A 20803-nucleotide genomic window follows, 5' to 3' on the forward strand; every position below is an offset into this window, starting at 1 on the left:
TCCACTTTTTTATTTTTAACTTAAATAAATGCTCCCTATGAAAAAAATAATTTTTACCCTTTGTATCCTAGCTTCATTTATGTTAGGATTTGCTTTTAAGGCCGTTACAGAAAACAAGTCTGACGATATGAAAAGAGTTACCGGCATTGGCGGTATCTTTTTTAAATGTAAAGATCCTGAGAAAATGAGAGAGTGGTATGAAAATCACCTGGGGCTCAGTACCAATCAGTATGGAGCTGTATTTGAATGGTTTCAGGGTAGTGATAATTCTAAAAAAGGATTTAGCCAGTGGAGCCCTTTCAGTGAAAAGACTAAATATTTTCAGCCTTCGGAGAAAGATTTCATGATCAATTACAGGGTGGATAACCTTGAAAAACTTGTTGAACAGTTGAAGAAAGAAAATGTAACCGTTGTAGATAAGATTGAAACTTATGAATATGGAAAATTTGTCCATATCATGGATATTGAGGGCAATAAAATAGAACTTTGGGAGCCTAATGATATTGAATATGAAAAATTAGGACAGAAAATGGGCAGCAAGACCACAAAATAGGTAATAGATTACAGGTAGCAGGATTGGGGCTTAGATTTTAAGGGAATCAATAAGGAGGTTTTCCCTTTAACACGAAACATATTACTCGCATCCCAAACCGCGAATTACGCATCCCGAATCTTTTAACTATTCATTAGTCTTCTCTGCAAAACAGAAAATATTTCCCAGCTTGATACTGGAGTAGCCGTTACTTTTTATTTTCGAAGAATTAATCATTGCCTTTGCTAAAATATCTGTTGGCAGAGGTTTTTGACTTTCTAACAACCCAAGTTTATTCGCAAATTTAATGATGCGGCTTCCCAATACTTCTCCGGTTCTTTCAGAATCTTTTCGTTCCAGCATTCCCGGCTTAAAAATAGTGATCTTGTTGAAATGCAATTGTTTTACAGCTTCTTCCAGTTCGCCTTTCATTTTAGAATAGAAAATTTTAGACTGTGGGTTCGCTCCGTAAGCCGATACCAGAATATAATCTTCCACTTCATTCTCTTTTGCAGCTTTCGCAAATTCATACTGATAATCAAAGTCTACTTTCTTCTGGGCTTCTTTACTTCCGGCATCTTTTAAAGTAGTTCCCAGACATGAAAACGCCACATCTCCCTTCACCATCTCTTTCCATTCCTCCGGTTTTTCAAAATTCACCACATGAACTTTCAGCTTATCATTCTGAATATCAACAGGTTTTCTGACGAAAATATCCACTTCATCAAACTCTTTGTCATTCAATAACTGATTGACAAGATCTTTTCCTGTGGCACCTGTAGCACCTATTACAAGAGCTTTCATAATAATTGCGGTTTTGTAAGATTATTTCTTTCTTAAATTTACTAAATTTGAATTAAAGATTAAAGAATTAATTTGATCATTACCTATTACTTATCACTTATTACTTATATTGAACATGGATGCCAACGAAATTTTAGATTACTGCCTGGCCAAAAAAGGAGTTACAGAAAGCTTTCCGTTTGATAACGAAACTCTCGTGATGAAAGTAGACACCAAAATGTTTTTACTAATGGGGCTTGAGAGACAGCCGTTGGCCATTAATGTAAAAACAGATCCGGAATGGAGTGCAGAGCTTCGTGAGCAATATCCTCAGATCACAGGTGCTTATCATATGAACAAAACCCACTGGAATTCCGTAGCAGTAGATGGATTGAAAAGAGATCTGATCTTTAAACTCATTGATCAATCCTACGAGCTGGTTTTCAAATCCCTGACTAAAAAAGCGCAGAATGAAGTCAATTCATTATAGTACATCAAATAAATTGAGGTACGGGATTTGTTATCTATTACTGGTGAAATAATATATTTGACATTAATAAAATAAATTACAAATGAGAAATCACCTTTTATTATTCGCAGCAGCCGGAACATTGATGCTGTCAGGCTGCACCAAGCCGGTAAATAAGAACACTACCGAAAAAAACACTTCTGCTGTATCAGCCTCTGAAAAATATCCCGAAACTCTTAAATTAGAATTTTCAGGAACAGGCGCATTTACCATTAAAAATGCCCGACTGAATGTGAGCTTATATGGAATGGACGAAAAATTAGCTGATGCTCCTGCTACTTTAATTACAGAACAGGAATATGAACAGAAATCAATACCTTTCACCATCAATCTGCCAATACCTGAAGATGCTGAAAGCAAGATCAATCCAAAACCTGCAGGGCCTGCAAAATATTATGTAACCATAAGCTGGGACTCTGATGGAAACGGAAAAGCAGATCAAAAAGGAGATATCTTTATTGATTATGACAAGCAGTTCCCGAATGTGAAACTGAATAATGAAACCCAGAAAATCTACTTAAAAGTACTGAAATAAACAAAAAGGCTATTCTCTATATTTAGAAATCAAATTTTTCTGTTATTCTTTTATCCTCATCCAGCCTTTCAATCAATTTGTCCAGACCTTCAAATTTGATTTCATCATGAAGAAAATCCCTGAAACTTACCGTAATCTTTTCTTCATAAATATCATCACCAAAATCAAGGATATAAACTTCCACAGTTAGTTTTTCTCCATTTACCGTCGGATTGGTTCCGATGCTCAGCATACCTTTATATTGGTTGCCTTTTACAAATACTTCTACAATATAAGCTCCTTTTTTAGGCAACAGCTTGATCGATTCGGTATCAATATTAGCTGTGGGATATCCGATGGTTCTTCCGATCTTTTTCCCATGAACGACAGTTCCGGAAACAGAGTAGGAGTAGCCCAACATTTCATTTGCTTCTTTAACATTTCCTGCTAAAAGCGCATTACGCACTTTTGTGGAGCTGATATTGTTTTCATGAATGTTGATGGCTTCCATCTGTTCTACCTCAAAATCAAGTTCTTTTGATAATTTCTGGAGAAGCTCAAAATTTCCGCTTTTATTTTTTCCGAAGGAATGATCGTATCCTATAATAAGGTACTTTACATTAAGTTTGTCAATTAAAATCTGACGTACAAACTCTTCTCCGGTCAGATTTCTGAATTCCTCATCAAATTCTTTCAGGAACAAATTATCAATGCCATATTTCTCTACAAGTTGTTTCTTTTCCTCCAGTGTATTCAGAAGCTTTAAATCTTCATTCGGATTAAAAACAAATCTTGGATGCGGCCAGAAGGTAAGGATTGCAGTTTCCAGATTATTTTCTGTACCTATTTTAGTCAGTTCATCGATAATACTCTTATGCCCGAGATGTACCCCGTCAAACATTCCTAAAGACAACGCAAGAGGCTTCTGTGAGGAGTAATCTGTAAAATTCTTGAAAACTTTCAAAACGGAAAAATTTTGATTGCAAATATAAAACCTTTATTTTTAATGTAACGGAGAGAACCTGAAAATTTAAAAATGAAAAATTCTGAAAATATCCTGCATTATATTGTATGATAATAATGACAAAGTAATGAATTGCATATTTGCTGTTAAATATAATGATAAATATTGAATTTTACATAGTAAATGGTAAACTCCTTCATCTCTTCAAAAGCATGATAAAAATCTTTTTTTTACCAATTGCGGGTTTATGAAGAATCACTATATTTGCACCAAGAAAAAATTTAGCAATGGCAAACCAAATTAAAGGTAAAATTTCTCAAATTATTGGTCCGGTAATCGACGTTGTCTTCACAGATGTGGAAGCTGTTCCAGCAATCTATGACGCGTTAGAAATTACAAAAGAAAACGGTGAAAAAGTAGTTTTAGAGGTAGAACAACATATTGGCGAAGATACAGTAAGATGTATCGCAATGGACGCTACTGACGGTCTTAAAAGAGGGCAGGACGTAATTGGATACGGAAATCCTATTATGATGCCTATCGGAGAGGCAGTAAACGGAAGACTATTCAACGTTGTTGGTGATGCTATCGATGGACTTCAAGATATTTCTAAGGATGGTGGTCTTCCAATTCACAGACCAGCTCCAAAATTTGATCAATTATCAACTTCAGCAGAAGTTTTATTTACAGGGATTAAAGTAATCGACCTAGTTGAGCCTTATGCAAAAGGAGGTAAAATTGGATTGTTCGGTGGTGCCGGTGTAGGTAAAACAGTATTGATCCAGGAGTTGATTAATAATATTGCAAAAGGACACGGAGGTCTTTCTGTATTCGCCGGAGTAGGTGAAAGAACGAGAGAAGGAAATGACCTTTTGAGAGAGATGTTGGAATCAGGTATTATCAAGTATGGTGATGATTTCATGCACTCTATGGAAAACGGAGGTTGGGATCTTTCTAAAGTAGACTTAGAAGCTATGAAAGATTCAAAAGCTGCATTCGTTTTCGGACAGATGAACGAGCCGCCAGGTGCAAGAGCGAGAGTAGCACTTTCTGGTCTTACATTGGCTGAGTACTACAGAGACGGTGGAGAAAGCGGACAAGGTAGAGACGTACTTTTCTTCGTAGACAACATCTTCCGTTTTACACAGGCTGGTTCTGAGGTATCTGCACTTCTTGGTCGTATGCCATCAGCGGTAGGTTACCAACCAACGCTAGCTTCTGAAATGGGTGCGATGCAGGAAAGAATTACTTCAACTAAAAATGGTTCAATTACTTCAGTACAGGCGGTATACGTACCTGCGGATGACTTAACTGACCCGGCTCCTGCAACTACGTTTGCTCACTTGGATGCAACTACGGTACTTGACAGAAAGATTGCTTCATTAGGTATCTATCCAGCGGTAGATCCACTTGCTTCTACTTCAAGAATCCTTGCTCCTGAAGTTATCGGTCACGATCACTACAACTGTGCTCAAAGAGTAAAAGAGATCCTTCAAAGATATAAAGCACTTCAGGATATCATCGCAATCCTTGGTATGGAAGAACTTTCTGAAGAAGATAAAGCTGTTGTATACCGTGCAAGAAAAGTTCAGAGATTCTTATCTCAACCTTTCCACGTAGCAGAGCAGTTTACAGGTATCCCAGGATCATTGGTAGACATCAAAGATACAATCAAAGGATTCAACATGATTATGGATGGTGAATTAGATCACTTACCAGAAGCAGCTTTCAACTTGAAAGGAACCATCGAAGAAGCTATCGAAGCAGGACAAAAAATGTTAGCTGAAAACGCATAAATTATTAACAATTTGAGATTTGAAATTTGAAATTCGATGAGTAATTTCAAATTTCAAACATCAAATTTCAAATTTGTTTCTATGAATATAAAAATTTTAACACCAGAGTACGTAGTTTTTGAAGGAGAAGTAGACTCAGTATTGTTGCCTGGAAAAAATGGTGAATTTCACATCATGAAAAACCACGCAGGAATTGTTTCTTCTTTAATCGGAGGTGATGTAAAGCTTTTTGCTAACTCTATTGATGAGGCTTATGCTAAAAATTTCACTAAAGAAGCCGGAAAAGACTCTGTTTTTGCTTATGCTATCAAAAGCGGTGTTGTAGAATTTAATCATAATAAAGGAATTATCCTTTGTGAATAATTAAATGAAAAGCTAAATATATTTTCAAGAAAGTGTAACTTTGTGTTACACTTTTTTTATTTGTAAAAGTCTGATTGTATGAAGAGAGGCATAATCATATTATTTACAGTTCTGGGTGTTTTCCTCCATGCCCAGAATATCAAAACCAAAAGAGGAATTATTAATCTTGACGGTATTCCGGTAGCTAAGCTCTCCAACAAATCCAGCGAATATACGTTTATGGATCTTAAAGAGACCCCGATGTATACGATTAAATTCATTGATAAAAGCATCGTGGATTCTGTTCGCGACAGTTATATCATTGTCAACAGAGTGTACAACAGGGACAAAACCATCGAAATTGATTACTCGTCACCTTCTGCATTTTCCGGAGAAGAAAAATCTGCAGTCTTTACTTCAGTTAAAGATCTTAAAATTATTGATAACAAAGGGATCAATGTTAAAAACCTGGATGAGCTTTTTTCAAATGTCCCGAAAAGGAAGCTGGATGCTAAAACAAAAGATGCTTATGCGATCAGAAAGAAAATAGACAAGATGAATATTGAGGTCAATAAAGTAGGAGAGATCCTTAGTAATGGCATTCCGGTGGGGTATTTTACCAATCTGCCGGTAAGTTTTGGTTCGGAAGATACCATTATGGACAAAACACCTATTGATATTGAAATTTATGATGCTAAAAGTAAACTTATCGGAAGGTATATCACCACAACAAAACAGCTGAAAACAGCGGGAGGAAAGTCTTTTACCATCTACAGAGAAATGTCCGGAAGAGCTTCAATCCTGAAATTCCCGACCTACAAAGCATTGGCTGAGCGCATGGCGATTATGGATCCCAATTTTATCAAAATACAGGAAAAAGTAAACGTAGGTACTGTTTCAAAAGAGACCCCTAATTAATGTAATACAGATTTTATAGATAGGAACGGGCTTTAGCCCGTTTTTTTTATTATGGATCAAATTCATCCGGCTTTAGCCAAAACTTAACCACCCCGTCAAAAATTCTTTGAATTTTCGCCACCCCTCCGGAGGAGGGGAATATTTTGCCGTTTTATTTGTAGTAGTTAGAAATTTGGATTTATATTAAATAAATTCTTCCAAAATTAAAAAATACTTTATTCTCTCAAATCAAAATCTGTGGGAGATTATAATTGAATAGAAGCAGGTGTTATTCGTTCAGAAAGAATGACAAAAATTCTGCAATCACAAAAATCCCTGAGAAAAAAACGGAATTTTTTATAAACTTAAAATCACCCCGTTTTCCTTCAATTGCTGCATTGGTTTTGAGAACCAGAACAGCTCAAAATCATCGAAATTTTCTTCAAATTGAGTTTTAAGTTGTTGAATAGTAGGTTTTTTAGAATTTTCAACAGCATTTTCTTCCAGTACATTCATCAGCCATTCTGCTTTTTCCTGTTCCAGTTCCACCTTCACAATATTGGTTTTTAAGTGGAATGTAAGAAGCGTATACGTACCAGAATATTTCTTTTTATTTTTTACGCGATTCTCAGCGATTACATTTTTGGTTAAAAAGACAACTTTGGAATTGGTCTTCAACTGAAACTGCCCATCTTCCAAAAGACAGTCGTGAATATAATCCGGATGAATGGTTGTTCTTGGAATTTTAAAATCAAACCATTCCTGAAGCGGCAGTTCGAAATTGACTCCATGCATATAATTGAATAAAGATTTCTTTAATCCGAAGCTGAACCTGTTATGATCGATTCCGGTCTTATCTTTAAAATCTACATCGTTATTGGCAAACAGAATTTCCTGTTTTACCGGAACTACACCGAAATCTTCCGGGCTCATCCCGACAGGTGAGTGTGCGGTCATCGCAAACTGATGCCAGAAACCGCTTTGAAGAATTCCCATTTCAAACATTTGTCTTACCATTTCAAGGGAGTCTACAGTTTCCTGAATCGTTTGGGTAGGATAGCCATACATCAGATAAGCGTGAACCATAATTCCCGCTTCTGTAAAATTTCTTGTTACATTGGCAACCTGTTCTACAGAAACTCCTTTATCAATTAATTTCAATAATCGGTCGCTGGCTACTTCAAGCCCACCGGAAACAGCCACGCATCCTGAAAGTTTCAGAAGATAACAGAGATCACGGGTAAAGCTTTTTTCAAAACGGATATTGGTCCACCAGGTAACCACCAGATTTCTTCGGAGAATTTCCAGAGCAACCTCTCTCATAAGGGCAGGTGGAGCAGCTTCATCTACAAAATGGAATCCTGTCTCACCGGTTGTACGGATCAGTTCTTCAATCCGGTCTACCAGAATTTTCGCAGAAATAGGTTCGTAGATTTTAATATAGTCTAAAGAAATATCACAGAATGTACATTTTCCCCAGTAGCATCCGTGTGCCATCGTCAGTTTGTTCCATCGTCCGTCGCTCCATAAACTGTGCATCGGATTGGCGATTTCGATAACGGAAATATATTGATCCAGTTTTAAATCTGTATAATCGGGAGTACCTATTTCAGACTGTTTGAAGTCATGCCTTTTAGAATTATTCTTGTAGACAACTTCATTATTTTCGAGAAGAAAAGTTCTTTTAAATTCGCCTTCCCCGGCGGGAATTTCTAAATTTTGGTGAAGAAGTTCCAATGGAAGCTCACCGTCATCTAAAGTAATAAAATCAAAAAATTCAAATACTCTCTGGTCTTTAACTTCTCTTAATTCTGTATTGGGAAATCCTCCTCCCATCGCAATTTTAATGTGAGGATAATACTTTTTGATCCATTGGGCACATTTGAAACCGGAATACAGATTACCGGGAAACGGTATTGAAAAGCAAACCAGTTTTGGCTGTACGGTTTCTATTTTTTCCTGAAGAATTTTTAACGTAAATTCATCAATAAAGGTAGGCTCACCAGATAGTTTTGAATAAAGTTCATCAAAAGAATTAGCACTTTTTCCAAGGCGTTCCGCATATCTGCTGAAACCAAAATCAGCATCAATATTTTCTACAATATAATCGGAAATATCTTCCAGGTACAAAGTTGCCAGATGTTTGGCTTTATCCTGAAGTCCCATATTTCCAAAAGCAAATTCCATATCATCCAGCTGGTTGAAACGGGAAGCTTCGGGAAGAAAGTTCATGCTGCAGATCTGTCTTGCCAGTGTAGGTGTTTTTCCCTGTAGAAAAGGAATCACCTGATCTATCGTTTTTAAATACTCTTCTCTTAAGGCATAAATTCTCCGGGAATTTTCAGAGGTGTTCCGAAGATCAATTTCTTTATTGAAAACCTTGAGTATTCCGTCCTTTGAAAATAATTCCAAAATAACATCGATCCCCAAATCTACCTGATAACTGGAAATATTTTTGGTATTTAAAAATCCTTTAATATAAGCCGTTGCAGGATAAGGAGTATTAAGTTGGGTAAAAGGCGGAGTAATAAGAAGCAGGTCTTTCAACAGAAATTTTTTGCAAAGTTATTCTAAAGTTTTTTTAGAAAAAAATTTTTTCTCCTGATTATAAACAGTCCGAAAAAGTCTTCAGAAATAGCTTGCTTTATTACATCCTTTTTATCACAATTGTTTTATTTCCAATCTTGAAAATGGTATCTTAGAATAAATCAGCGGGTTTATTAAACAAAGCATCAGTAGCATTGTTATCGATAAAGTTTAGAAAAGCATCTTCATCAAAATATCCGTCCTCATCAAGAATTGCCGGATTTAATAATTCTATTTCACTAGGTTTTTCCAGGCTGATATTTTCAATAAACTTTCCGGTTTTGCCTGTGATCTCATTGTGAAAACTGATTAAGTATCTGGAATAAATATTACTTTCAGCAACAGTGTAATGTCCGTTTTCTGCAATAAGTGAAGTCATAATGCTTCCTCCGATGTAGGTTTCATTATCATTCCCCGAAGCACCAAACAATACTTTTGAGGTAACATTTCCAGCGCAATACAGCGAACCGTTGATGATGATATTTTCTGCCTGGATATTACCGGTAACAATAAGGATAATAAAATCTTCCACAAAAAGCTTCTCCGATAAGTGAAGATCACCATCGATAAGAATGATTTTATACCCTTCATCTTCGGAAGTAATCAGTTCCAGAGAAGTATTGCTGTCATTTTGTATAAGAACAATTTCAGGAGCATCATTTTCATTATTGATGTACAGGGAAGCGTCCTTTAACTTTTCTGCTGTTTCATCGTCCAGCATTTCGAGAAATTCAGTAAGACTTTCTTCATCTATGCCGCTTTCATTGAAAAAATTGTTTTCCAGGGCTTCGTGAGCAATGCTGTATAGATTTTCTGATTTTTCTTTGAGTTGTTTGTATAATTGGTCTTTGGTCAGTTTTTGCAATTCTTTCATCGGTTTTTAAAAGTATATACATTATCTATTCGGTGGGGGAAACACCTGTTAATAGACTGATGCAATATAGTCAGATAAATTGTGTTACGCCAGAAAGAGATGTATTTTTTCAAATATTTTTCTTTTTGATGATTTCCTGAGCTGAAAAATTAGATTATTTCATACAAAAACCGAACTCATCAAGAAGTCCGGCTTTTGTATTATTTTGTATATCAGTCAATAAAAATTTTAGATATGATTTATTTTCTTTTGGTCTCCAATCACATTCAGGGTAACTCCCAAAAGAATTAAAGTAATCCCGATGAGTAAATTCAGAGTGAATTTTTCATGAAACATCAGGACACTGATCAATACAGCAACTACAGGTTCCAAAGCTCCCAAAATAGCAACAGGAGTAGATCCGATATATTTAATAGCATATACCAGACAAAGACTGGAAATCACCGTAGTCAGAAAGGCAAAAATAAGGAAGTTAATGAAGATCTCTGTTGAAGGAATAGCAAACGATGCGTGTGCTGTGACCGCTTTGGACATAAAGAACAGTGAGGTGAAAAGCATTGAATAAAATGTAAGCTTGAATCCGGAAACCTTGATATTCGACTTGTTGACGATAACCATATATAAAGCATAGAACAGTGAACTGAGCATGACAATTCCCAACCCTGCAAAGTTGATTTCCAGTCCTTTTCCTTTTAAACATAAAACAATAACTCCCGCGAAAGCAAGAAGTAAAGAAGCTCCGGATAATCTGGTAAGCTTCTCCTTATAAAAGAAAAGCATGATCAATGCGACAATAATCGGATAAATAAATAAAACGGTAGAGGCAATTCCGGGGGTCAGGAAATCATACCCTAAAAAGAGAAACTCTGAAGAAAGGGCATAACAGATACCAAGGATGGCCAGGATTAAGACCTCTTTTTTATTGATTCTAAAACTCTCCCCTGAATACAGCAGATATCCTCCCACCATTAATGCTGAAAAGAAAAATCTGTAAAACAGCGTAATATCCATTGAAAAGTGCGCCTGTTTTACGGGCAGAATAAAAATCGGAATCAGACCATAGGAAACGGCCGACAAAATTCCCAGTGTGTAACCTCTAAGTTTCATGTGCATTATAGTTATTAAACAAAAAAACCACTGAATCAATCAGTGGCTTTCTTTATTTTTTTAAGATTAAATCGGTTTAAAACTTAATCCTTGTTCCTGCAGTAATTTTTCTTCCTGCTCTTTGTAGTAGCCACCTACTAATTTATCGTGAATAGCTTCAAACGCTGCCAGAGTTTCATTAATCTCTGCATCGGTATGAGAAGCGGTAGGAATCAGTCTTAAAAGAATCATTCCCTTCGGAATGACCGGATATACCACCACAGAGGTGAAGATACCATAATTCTCTCTTAAATCTTTTACCAATAGAGTAGCCTCTACCGGAGTTCCCTGCATCATTACCGGAGTTACACAAGTATTCGTGTCTCCAATGTTGAATCCTCTTTCTTTAAGTCCGTTCTGTAATTTGTAAACATTCTCCCAAAGTTTAGCTTTGATCTCAGGTCTTGATCTCAACAGTTCCAGTCTTTTCAGACCTCCGATCACCATTGGCATGGTAAGGGATTTTGCGAAGATTTGTGATCTCAGGTTGAATTTCAGATATCTGATGATTTCTTTGTCACCCGCAAGGAATGCTCCGAAACCAGCCATTGATTTGGCAAAAGTAGAGAAATACACATCAATCTGATCGTTGCAATCCTGCTCTTCACCCACACCGGCACCTGTTTTACCAAGTGTTCCGAAACCATGAGCATCATCTACTAAAAGTCTGAACTGATATTTGGATTTAAGATCGCAGATCTCTTTGATTTTTCCCTGCTGTCCTCTCATCCCGAAAACTCCTTCAGTGATTACAAGAATACCTCCTCCTGTTTCTTCGGCTACTTTAGTGGCTCTCTGAAGGTTTTTCTCCAGACTTGCCATATCATTATGCTTGTAGGTAAATCTTTTACCGGAATGAAGTCTTACTCCATCCACGATGCAGGCATGAGAATCCATATCATAAACAATCACATCATTTCTGCTTACCAAAGCATCAATGGTAGAAACCATTCCCTGGTAACCGAAATTCAATAAATATGCTGATTCTTTTTTTACGAAGTCTGCCAGTTCTCTTTCCAGCTGAAGGTGCTGGTCTGTTTCTCCGGACATTGCTCTTGCACCCATTGGATAGAACATTCCATATTCTGCAGCCGCTTTCGCATCCGCTTCTATTACTTCAGGGTGATTACACAGCCCTAAATAGTCATTGGCACTCCAGAAAATTACTTCTCTCCCCTGAAATTGCATTCTCGGGCCAATAGGTCCCTCTAATCTTGGGAAAATAAAATAGCCTTCACCATAATCTGCAAATTGTCCAAGTGGTCCTGGATTTTCTTTTATTCTTTCAAAAATATCCAACATTGTATCGTAATTTTTAAGTAATAAAGCCTTTTTTGTCTGAATACGCAAAAGGCTTTATTTATTTGTATCGTGATTTTATTCGTTCTTATTTGATAAACTCGGTTTTGAAAACTTCGTCATAGTTGTGAACACAATTGTTAACAAATCCCTGTTCAGCCATCCATTTGTCACTGTATACTTTGGTGATGTATCTGGAACCGTGGTCAGGATAAATCAAAACAACTACGTCATTTTCTGTAAGTTCATGAGATTGGGCATACTGCATCAATCCCTGGGTTACAGCTCCGGTAGTATAACCTCCCATGATGGCTTCTTTCAAAGCGATTTCGCGGGTTCTGTACGCGGACATTTCATCATTTACCCTTACAAACTCATCCACCTTGTCGAAAAGCAGGGCGGAAGGGATCAGGTTTTTACCCATTCCTTCAATCTGATAAGGATGTACATCTTCTTTGTGTATTTCTCCTGTTTCGTGGTAGCTTTTAAGGATAGAACCGTCTGCATCTACACCAATAATCTTGATATCAGGATTTTTTTCCTTCAAAAATTTGGCAGAACCAGACAGTGTACCCCCCGTCCCGGTGCAGGCAAAAAGGTGAGTGATCTTACCTTGTGTCTGTTCCCAGATCTCTGGACCTGTTGTCTGATAGTGTGCATCAATATTCAACTCATTAAAATATTGATTGATGTAAATAGAATTAGGAGTTTCCTGAGCGATTCTTTTAGCTACTTCATAATATGACCTTGGATCATCTGCCGGTACATTGGCCGGGCATATATACACCGTAGCTCCCAATGCTTTCAGATAAGCAATTTTTTCAGGTTTTGTTTTATCACTTACTGCAAGAATACATTTATATCCCTTAATGATACACACCATCGCAATAGAAAATCCGGTATTACCGGAAGTAGTTTCTACAACTACAGAATCTTCCTTTAAAAGGCCTTTTTTCTCTGCGTTTTCTATAATATGAAGTGCGATTCGGTCTTTGGTGGAATGTCCAGGATTATATGATTCTAACTTGGCATAAATGGTTGCTGGAATATCTTTTGTCACAGTATTTAGCTTCACCATCGGAGTGTGTCCTATCAGGCCAAGAATATTATCGTAAACATTACTCATTATTTGTTATTTTCAATAAAAATCTGACTGCAAAAATACAAAAAAATAAATAATTACTAAACTTTTGTTTGATTTCTGGGGCATAGTTTGTAAAAAAATATTTTCGTATTTTCAGTTTTGACACGAGTATAATCGCAAATACTGCGCCAAAATTTTTAAATTTTGTTAAAACCCGCATAAAATAAGATAAAAGCCTTATTTTCGCATAATTGATTTAATACTATGAAAAATTGGACTTTTAGGCAATGGAACACCGTTTCAGGATGGGTGATTTTCGTTATTGCTTTCTTCACGTACTTGTCCACCATAGAACCCAATTTCAGTTTTTGGGATTGTGGCGAGTACATTTCTTCTGCAGTAAAACTTGAAGTAACGCACGCTCCCGGAGCTGCTTTATTCCAGATAGTGGGTGCCGTGGCAGCCATTTTTGCATTAGGGAAAGGCGAAAACTATTCTATCGTGATCAACGCGATGTCTGCATTGTTCAGTGCGCTGACTATTTTATTTTTGTTTTGGACGATCACTCATTTTGTGAGAAGACTTTTAAACAAAGATTTTGAAGAAATTACAAAACATCAGGAAATCTCTATTTTATTTGCAGGAGCAGTGGGAGCACTTTGCTTTACGTTCTCAGATACGTTCTGGTTCTCTGCAGTAGAAGGAGAGGTTTACTCTATGGCTTCTATGTTTATTGCGCTTTTGGTCTGGTTGATCACCAAATGGGAGAATGAGTATCAGGCGGGAGACAGTGAAAGATGGATTATTCTTATTTTCTTCATTTTAGGACTTTCTGTGGGAGTACACATGATGTGTATGCTGGCAATTCCTGCAGTATGTCTGGTATATTATGCAAGAAATTACAAGTTTACCTGGAAAAACTTTATCTGGGCAAACCTTATTACACTGGGAATTTTGATTATCGTTTTCAAAATTATTTTCCCTTTAATTATGACGATGTTCGGAAGACTTGAGATTTTCTTTGTGAATGGTCTTGGACTTCCTTTCCATTCAGGAACCATTGCAGCGTTTATTTTAATGGTAGCGATCTGCTACTTCTTAATTAAATATGCAAGAAAGGCCAAAAGAAACATTTATCAGACGGCTGCATTATCTGTAGTTTTCATGATGATCGGATTCTCCTGCTGGATGGTTATTCCTATCAGAGCGAATGCTAATCCGCCGATGAACCTTAATGATCCGGATACAGCAATTGGTATGCTGGATTATTATAACAGAGAGCAGTATGGTGACTGGCCAACTATTTACGGACAAAACTACACGGCTTTCCTTGATGCTAACGGAATTGAGAAAAACGAAGACGGAAGCTTTAAGACACAGAAAACCGGAGAAATCTACGAAAAAGATGAAAAAACCGGAACCTACAGAAAAACGGGAGACCGTTTCAATTATGTATTCAACAAGTCTCAGGTAAGCTTAATGCCGAGAATGTTTAATGAAGATAAGGATGTAATGGCCAACTATATTTCTATGTATGGCGCTCCTGATTTTACATTCAATTATTCTAATGAAGATGTGGCAGACAATCCGCAGGCAAAGCAGATCTTTGACGAACTGAGAGCAAAATATGAAGATAAATCAATTACCGCTTCAGATTATCTGAAAGTAAAACCTTATAACCTGATCAATGTTCAGAAGCCTTCATTCCTTCAGAATATGGATTATTTTATTACGTTTCAGAACGGATATTATTTTGTAAGATACCTCATGTGGAACTTCGTAGGAAGACAAAATGATCTTGAAGGAAACATGGAAAGCACAAAAGGAAACTGGATTTCCGGTATTCCTTTCATTGATAATGCTACGGTAGGAAATCAGGATAAAATGCCTGCTAAATTCAAGAATGAAAGTACAGTAAAATTCTTCTTCCTTCCATTAATTCTAGGATTGATTGGGTTCTTTTTCCAATTGAACAGAGACTTTGGAAGATTCTATGCACTGTTATCTTTATTTATTTTAACAAGTGTAGGAATTGTTTTCTATACAGGGGTAAAACCTTTTGAACCGAGAGAAAGAGATTATGCAATGGTAGGTTCATTCTATGCATTTGCGATCTGGATCGGTTTGGGTGCCGGAGCTATTCTTTGGTTCTTACAATCTAAAATAAAATCAAACGGGGCTAATATTGCTCTGGGAGTGGTTTTATTAGGAGTACCATTCATGATGGGCTTCCAGAACTATAATGTTCATGACAGAAGCAACAGATATACTGCATACGACTATGCGTATTCAGTGTTAAAATCATTGCCGAAAAACGATATCCTTTTCGTTTACGGAGATAACGATACTTACCCGGTTTGGGCTATTCAGGAGACGGAGCAGTTCAGGGATGATGTGAAGGTGGTTAACTTTACCCTTGCCTCAACTCCATGGAATCTGGATCAGATCAAAAGAAGAACGTACAATGCGATGGGAATCCCTAGCCAGCTGACACACGACGACTATAGAGATGGGGTAAACGACCAGATCTATATGATGAAGAAGGAAGATTGGGAAGGTGTTTTCTCTATGTTGAAAGAACAGGGAGCTCCGGAAACAGAATTCCAGTCGTTCAGAAAATATCTTACTCAGGATTCTCTAACCTTGAAACAGGCGATTGAATTCATTAAATTCAAATCTCCTGAAAAAGACGAATTGTTGAAAATGTATTTCGGGGAAGAGAAATTTGAAAAATACAATATCCTTCCGGTCAACAAATTCATCCTTCCTGTTAACAAAGAAAATGCTTTAAAAGCAGGCATCATCAACAAAGAAGATCTTCCGAATGTTGCTAATCAGATCATGATTACTTACAAAGGAAATACGCTTTATAAGAATAACCTGATTTTGATGGATCTTTTAGCGAACTTCGACTGGAAGCGTCCGATCAACTTCTCATCAGGAGGTATTTATGACAGCGAAAATATTTTCTATCTGAACGATTACCTTCAGTTTGACGGATTCAGTTACAGATTGATTCCTATCCAGACGCCTCCGAGCGCTGATGGAGATATGGGAAGAGTAGATGCCAATTCTCTTTATAATGTAGTGAAAAACTTCAGATGGGGGAACTTCAAAAACTTAAATGCTCACTTTGATGAAACGGCAACTTCCAATATCATCAGCTACAGAATGTCAGCAAGCAGAGCGGCAGCAGCCCTAGCATTAAGCGGACAGAAAGCAAAAGCATTGGAAATTCTGGATCTTGCAGCCAAAGAAATTCCGGCAGAGAAATATAATGATCCCCGTTCATTAAGTTCAATTGTTTCAGGATACATTATTGCAGGACAGGAACAGAAAGGTCTTCAGATTGCTGAAGTACTTAAAAAAGGAATCTTTGAAGAGTATGATTATTATTTAAGTCTTTCCAAAGCAGATCAAAGCTATCTGAGAAGACAAATGAGAACAAAACCAATGGAATATTCTCTTGTGGTTTCTGCAGTAACAGATGCTTATACAAAGATCGGACAGAAAGAAAAAGCATATGCTTATCTGGTAAAATCCATAGAGCCGATTGACAAGAAGTTCAATGTATTTATCAAAGATCTTCAGGAAATGGGCAGAGATAAGGCGATGAAAGAGTCTGAAAATGTACAGGAAATTACGCCTTTCTATCAGTACTTATTTGATGTGATGGAGCCTTATGATTCTACCTATTCCAAAGAAAAGGAAAATCAGATTACGACTGCAATTATCAAAGCAACAAAATAAAATAAAACGGAACTTCGGTTCCGTTTTTTTATTATTGGGAATCCTGAATTTTAAGATTATATTTGTGAAAGTAAAAATACATAATGTCCGAAACACAAAATAACAAATTCCCAATGTATGCCGTCATTGCTACGGTTCTTTTTAAACTTCTTTTTTTATTAACGCACTATATCCAGGAAGATGCGTTTATCACCTGGAGAGTTGCCCAGAATCTATTGGATTATGGAGTAATCGGCTTCAATGGAGATACTAAAATTTCTGCATCTACAACACATCTGTATGTTTTTGTATCCTATATTTTCAATCTTGTTTTTGGAAAAGAAAATTTTATTGAGCCTCTTTTGATTTTTAATTCCATACTGTTTACCATAGGAACTTTATGGCTGTCTAATCTGGTTTTAAAAAATCCATGGCATAAGGCAATCTTTATATTTCTGGTCGGTATTTTACCGCCCGCCATTAAAATTTCAATCCTTGGTATGGAATATGGAATTCTGTTTTTTCTGGAGATGGCATTGCTGTACTACGGATTTAACAAAGGGAAAAAATGGGTTGTGACACTTCTTCCCGTTTTAATCATGTTTACCAGAATTGATACCGTCATATTCCTGGGAATTGTATTCCTTGTAGATTTATTCTGGAATAGAAAAATAAGATGGAATTATATTTTTGGAGGAGCTTTTGGAGTTTTATCAACAGTTGCTTTCAACTGGTTTTACTTTGGTGAACTGGTGAACAATACCATTACCGCAAAAAAATTGCTTTACAGTGAAAATTTTACGATCCAGCAGCATATCGGGTATTTCTTTAAAAGCTTTGGAAATTTCTGGGGAATGCTGAAAGTTCCGGGAGATTTCAATCCGCTGACTATCGTAGTTTTGGTTTTTGAATTGCTTTGCTTTATTTATCTGATCAGACAAAGGGAAAAAAGAAACTACTTTTTGTGGATGATTTTCCTTTTCGGATGGGCAAAACAAATCATATTCATTTCTCAAAAAAGCTTATTCGACTGGTATTACTGGGTGCCGCAGCTTTTACTTTTTGTTCCTGTTCTTATTTTCGTACTGGAACAGAAAGAGAAGAAAAACCTATGGCTTTCATTATTAATTGTATTCTACATTTTTCCGATGCTTGTTTTCCAGACGGTTCACTGTATTGCAACAGGAAACGGAGAATGGAACTACCGCAGAACAATTGGTACCTTTTTAAACCAATATGAAAAAGATAAAAACCAATGGATTTTATTGGAGCCGGCAGGTTATGTGCCTTATTTTTCAGGATTAAAAACGATTGATGAGGTTGGATTGGTAGATAAACAGATTCAGGAGGAAATTAAAAAAGATAAAACAAATTACTGGATCAACACGGTAAAAACAAGAAAACCGAAATATCTTCTTTCTTATCAGAATTTATATGAAGAGAAGAACGCCAATTCAGAATACTATAAAACCCATTATAAGCTTTTGAAGGAATTCCGTGTGAAAGATCATCTGAATAGTGATCATAAGATTCTGGAAAAAATATACCATCTGAAACCTTCCGGAACAGACTATAATTTGTACATTAGAATTGATTAAAAGATTTAAAAATTGAAAGAATTCAGAAAAAAGTTTTATAATAACTCTTTCACTCTAATACTCTCAAACCCTCCGACCCAACAATCACTGCAACCTAATATCTAAAACCTAATACCTGAAAAAATGAAATACTGTGCTTTTCTCCGCGGCGTCAACGTAAAAGGAACCAATATGAAAATGGCGGAAGTCTGCCAGGTTTTTAAAGATGCGGGGATGAAAGACGTAAGTTCAATATTGGCGTCCGGAAATATTGTGTTTTCTTCAGATAAAAATGTGAAGGAGTTAAAGACCATTCTTGAAAAAGCGATGTCTGACCATTTTTCTTACGAAGCTTTTTTGTTTGTGAAAACTCAGGAAGAAATAGAAGTGTTCTGGAACAGTATTCCTTTTGAAAAGAACGATACATTTCACATCTATGGCTTTGTAGGGATTCCCGGAGTGGAAAAGGTTTTGATGGAGGAGTTTCAGAAAGCCACTCAGGCAGAAAATGAGAAAGCGGAGATCATCAATGATATATTTTACTGGCAGGTTCCGAAAGGAAATACCTTAGATTCTACCTTCGGGAAAGTATTAGGTAAAAAGAGCCTTAAAGATCAGTTTACCACCAGAAATGTGAATACTTTTGAGAAGATTTTGAAAAAGATGAATTAAAATACACGAATTACCCTTCGGATATAGCTTATCCAGTTATATTATAACATTTATTGGAAATTCAATAGGAATGGGCTTTAGCCCGTTTATCAATAAAAGTAACAGCCATTGGCTTCAGCCAAAACCTATTTTATTTTTATAAATTATAGTAGAGTTTCCCACAGATTTTGCTGATCTACGCAGATTCTACCTTTGGAAAGTACTGGGCAAAAAAAGTCTTAAAGATCGTGCAGGAAGGTGAAAAGGCATGAGAAAATTTAAAAAAAATTCTAAATAATTATCCCAATGCTTCGACAGGCTTAGCATGACACCGCTAAAAAATAACGTTAATGTAACGTGACCTCGATGTGTTTGTACATTGATGGTTTATACTTTGTATTATGATTTTCACATTAATAAAACAGCTAGTATTAGAGTTGTCATGCTGAGCCTGTCGAAGCATCCATCAATTATCAAGTCCTCATTAACTGTTAGTATTAGTGTTGTCATGCTGAGCCTGTCGAAGCATCCATCAATAAATAATCAGAAATCCAAAAGCCAAAAACGATTGCAGCCATAGCCTGTTAAAGCAATCAAATAATTTCCATTTGTGAAACTTTCTCAGTATTTTTACTGAACTTTTTAATTACAACAAAATGATTCAGTATTTAGATAATATTTCGCACAAAGATTCAAAAAACTTTTTCCTTATTGCCGGACCTTGTATTATTGAAGGGGAAGATATGGCATTAAGAATTGCTGAAAAAGTAATCAGTATTACAGACAAATACAATATTCCCTATATTTTCAAAGGAAGCTTCAAAAAGGCTAACAGAAGCCGTGTAGATTCTTTTACAACCATTGGTGAAGAGAAATCTCTGGAAATTCTTAAAAAAGTGGGAGAGACATTCAATATTCCCACCACAACAGATATTCATGAGAATGAACATGCAGCATTAGCAGCACAGTATGTGGATGTTTTACAGATTCCTGCATTCCTGGTGCGCCAGACTGATTTATTGGTGGCTGCTGCTAAAACAGGAAAATGTGTTACCCTTAAAAAAGGTCAGTTCCTTTCTCCGGAAGCGATGAAGTTTGCCGTTCAGAAAATTACAGATTCCAACAATCAGAAAGTAGCCATCATTGAAAGAGGAAATTCTTTCGGATATACGGATCTTATCGTGGATTACAGAGGAATTCCTACCATGAGAGAATACGCCCCTGTGATTCTGGACGTTACGCACTCTCTGCAGCAACCTAATCAAAGCTCAGGCGTTACAGGCGGAAGACCGGACCTTATTGAAACCGTTGCCAAAGCAGGAATTGCAGTGGGAGCAGACGGAATTTTCATCGAAACACATCCTACACCGGAAACCGCGTTATCTGATGGTGCCAACATGTTAAGATTAGATTTATTAGAAGATTTGTTACAAAAATTGACAAGAATTAGAGAATCGATTTTGTAATTGTTAAAAAAACATTAATTTTAGAAATTCTAAA

17 protein-coding genes are annotated in these 20803 nt (G+C 36.5%); 10 read left to right on the forward strand and 7 right to left on the reverse strand.

Translation table 11 applies throughout. The features are described 5' to 3' along the window. Positions 1-37: 37 nt before the first annotated feature. Positions 38-553 (forward strand): VOC family protein, encoded by a 516-nt coding sequence (locus tag FFS26_RS09855; RefSeq protein ID WP_317047529.1) that lies wholly within the window; start codon positions 38-40, stop codon positions 551-553. Between the two features lie 126 nt (positions 554-679). Here FFS26_RS09855 and FFS26_RS09860 read toward each other — a convergent pair whose 3' ends face one another. Then, a complete protein-coding gene (locus FFS26_RS09860; RefSeq protein WP_137904939.1) occupies positions 680-1336 on the reverse strand; it encodes an NAD(P)H-binding protein in 657 nt (218 codons plus the stop codon). A gap of 115 nt (positions 1337-1451) precedes the next feature. On the opposite strand from FFS26_RS09860, the gene FFS26_RS09865 reads away from it, so the two are divergent. Both FFS26_RS09865 and FFS26_RS09870 read left to right on the forward strand, forming a co-directional pair. Continuing rightward, a complete protein-coding gene (locus FFS26_RS09865; RefSeq protein ID WP_110010219.1) occupies positions 1452-1805 on the forward strand; it encodes an MmcQ/YjbR family DNA-binding protein in 354 nt (117 codons plus the stop codon). An 82-nt stretch (positions 1806-1887) separates the two neighbouring features. After that, complete coding sequence (locus FFS26_RS09870; RefSeq protein ID WP_228449422.1) at positions 1888-2379, forward strand: hypothetical protein; 492 nt, start codon at positions 1888-1890, stop codon at positions 2377-2379. Between the two features lie 22 nt (positions 2380-2401). Here the strand turns inward: FFS26_RS09870 and FFS26_RS09875 are convergent, their stop codons facing one another. Then, the gene (locus FFS26_RS09875) at positions 2402-3322 is read right to left on the reverse strand and encodes a bifunctional riboflavin kinase/FAD synthetase (protein ID WP_137904940.1); all 921 of its coding nucleotides are present in this window, start codon (positions 3320-3322) and stop codon (positions 2402-2404) included. Positions 3323-3609: 287 nt separating this feature from the next. On the opposite strand from FFS26_RS09875, the gene atpD reads away from it, so the two are divergent. The 3 genes from atpD (at position 3610) to FFS26_RS09890 (ending at position 6378) form a co-directional block, all read left to right on the forward strand. Further along, positions 3610-5118, forward strand: coding sequence for a F0F1 ATP synthase subunit beta (gene atpD / locus FFS26_RS09880; protein ID WP_062674887.1), 1509 nt, complete (start codon positions 3610-3612; stop codon positions 5116-5118). A gap of 81 nt (positions 5119-5199) precedes the next feature. Next, complete coding sequence (locus FFS26_RS09885) at positions 5200-5481, forward strand: FoF1 ATP synthase subunit delta/epsilon (protein ID WP_062674884.1); 282 nt, start codon at positions 5200-5202, stop codon at positions 5479-5481. A gap of 78 nt (positions 5482-5559) precedes the next feature. Further along, a complete protein-coding gene (locus FFS26_RS09890) occupies positions 5560-6378 on the forward strand; it encodes a hypothetical protein (protein ID WP_110010217.1) in 819 nt (272 codons plus the stop codon). Between the two features lie 336 nt (positions 6379-6714). On the opposite strand, the gene FFS26_RS09895 is transcribed toward FFS26_RS09890, so the two are convergent. The 5 genes from FFS26_RS09895 to FFS26_RS09915 form a co-directional block, all read right to left on the reverse strand. Then, a complete protein-coding gene (locus FFS26_RS09895; RefSeq protein WP_137904941.1) occupies positions 6715-8904 on the reverse strand; it encodes a B12-binding domain-containing radical SAM protein in 2190 nt (729 codons plus the stop codon). A gap of 151 nt (positions 8905-9055) precedes the next feature. Further along, positions 9056-9817 carry a hypothetical protein gene (locus FFS26_RS09900; RefSeq protein ID WP_110010215.1) on the reverse strand — a complete coding sequence of 254 codons (762 nt, stop codon included), beginning with the start codon at positions 9815-9817 and terminating at the stop codon, positions 9056-9058. 228 nt (positions 9818-10045) lie between these two features. Then, a complete protein-coding gene (locus FFS26_RS09905; RefSeq protein ID WP_110010214.1) occupies positions 10046-10924 on the reverse strand; it encodes a DMT family transporter in 879 nt (292 codons plus the stop codon). A 66-nt stretch (positions 10925-10990) separates the two neighbouring features. After that, positions 10991-12262: an aminotransferase class I/II-fold pyridoxal phosphate-dependent enzyme gene (locus FFS26_RS09910; RefSeq protein WP_171006283.1), complete on the reverse strand. Its 1272-nt coding sequence runs from the start codon at positions 12260-12262 to the stop codon at positions 10991-10993. An 88-nt stretch (positions 12263-12350) separates the two neighbouring features. Next, on the reverse strand, positions 12351-13388 hold the full coding sequence (locus tag FFS26_RS09915; RefSeq protein WP_110010212.1) for a PLP-dependent cysteine synthase family protein: 1038 nt from the start codon (positions 13386-13388) through the stop codon (positions 12351-12353). Between the two features lie 222 nt (positions 13389-13610). Here FFS26_RS09915 and FFS26_RS09920 point away from each other — a divergent pair, with 222 nt between their 5' ends. From FFS26_RS09920 to kdsA, 4 genes are all read left to right on the forward strand, one after another. Continuing rightward, a complete protein-coding gene (locus FFS26_RS09920; RefSeq protein ID WP_137904942.1) occupies positions 13611-17096 on the forward strand; it encodes a DUF2723 domain-containing protein in 3486 nt (1161 codons plus the stop codon). 83 nt (positions 17097-17179) lie between these two features. Further along, entirely contained in the window at positions 17180-18673 is a 1494-nt protein-coding gene (locus FFS26_RS09925) for a hypothetical protein (protein WP_137904943.1), read from the forward strand. 123 nt (positions 18674-18796) lie between these two features. Next, a complete protein-coding gene (locus FFS26_RS09930) occupies positions 18797-19324 on the forward strand; it encodes a DUF1697 domain-containing protein (RefSeq protein WP_137904944.1) in 528 nt (175 codons plus the stop codon). 635 nt (positions 19325-19959) lie between these two features. After that, positions 19960-20769, forward strand: coding sequence for a 3-deoxy-8-phosphooctulonate synthase (gene kdsA, locus FFS26_RS09935; protein WP_137904945.1), 810 nt, complete (start codon positions 19960-19962; stop codon positions 20767-20769). Positions 20770-20803: the final 34 nt, after the last annotated feature.

The sequence above is a fragment of the Chryseobacterium sp. 2VB genome (genome assembly GCF_005503635.1).
GTDB classification, from domain to species: Bacteria; Bacteroidota; Bacteroidia; order Flavobacteriales; family Weeksellaceae; genus Chryseobacterium; species Chryseobacterium cupriresistens.

Coding starts and splice junctions, on each gene's coding strand:
- FFS26_RS09855 (WP_317047529.1), top strand. CDS start 38: ATGAAAAAAATAATTTTTACCCTTTGTATCCTAGCTTCATTTATGTTA.
- atpD (WP_062674887.1), top strand. CDS start 3,610: ATGGCAAACCAAATTAAAGGTAAAATTTCTCAAATTATTGGTCCGGTA.
- FFS26_RS09890 (WP_110010217.1), top strand. CDS start 5,560: ATGAAGAGAGGCATAATCATATTATTTACAGTTCTGGGTGTTTTCCTC.
- kdsA (WP_137904945.1), top strand. CDS start 19,960: ATGATTCAGTATTTAGATAATATTTCGCACAAAGATTCAAAAAACTTT.
- FFS26_RS09920 (WP_137904942.1), top strand. CDS start 13,611: ATGAAAAATTGGACTTTTAGGCAATGGAACACCGTTTCAGGATGGGTG.
- FFS26_RS09870 (WP_228449422.1), top strand. CDS start 1,888: ATGAGAAATCACCTTTTATTATTCGCAGCAGCCGGAACATTGATGCTG.
- FFS26_RS09930 (WP_137904944.1), top strand. CDS start 18,797: ATGAAATACTGTGCTTTTCTCCGCGGCGTCAACGTAAAAGGAACCAAT.
- FFS26_RS09925 (WP_137904943.1), top strand. CDS start 17,180: ATGTCCGAAACACAAAATAACAAATTCCCAATGTATGCCGTCATTGCT.
- FFS26_RS09905 (WP_110010214.1), bottom strand. CDS start 10,924: ATGAAACTTAGAGGTTACACACTGGGAATTTTGTCGGCCGTTTCCTAT.
- FFS26_RS09860 (WP_137904939.1), bottom strand. CDS start 1,336: ATGAAAGCTCTTGTAATAGGTGCTACAGGTGCCACAGGAAAAGATCTT.
- FFS26_RS09915 (WP_110010212.1), bottom strand. CDS start 13,388: ATGAGTAATGTTTACGATAATATTCTTGGCCTGATAGGACACACTCCG.
- FFS26_RS09885 (WP_062674884.1), top strand. CDS start 5,200: ATGAATATAAAAATTTTAACACCAGAGTACGTAGTTTTTGAAGGAGAA.
- FFS26_RS09900 (WP_110010215.1), bottom strand. CDS start 9,817: ATGAAAGAATTGCAAAAACTGACCAAAGACCAATTATACAAACAACTC.
- FFS26_RS09865 (WP_110010219.1), top strand. CDS start 1,452: ATGGATGCCAACGAAATTTTAGATTACTGCCTGGCCAAAAAAGGAGTT.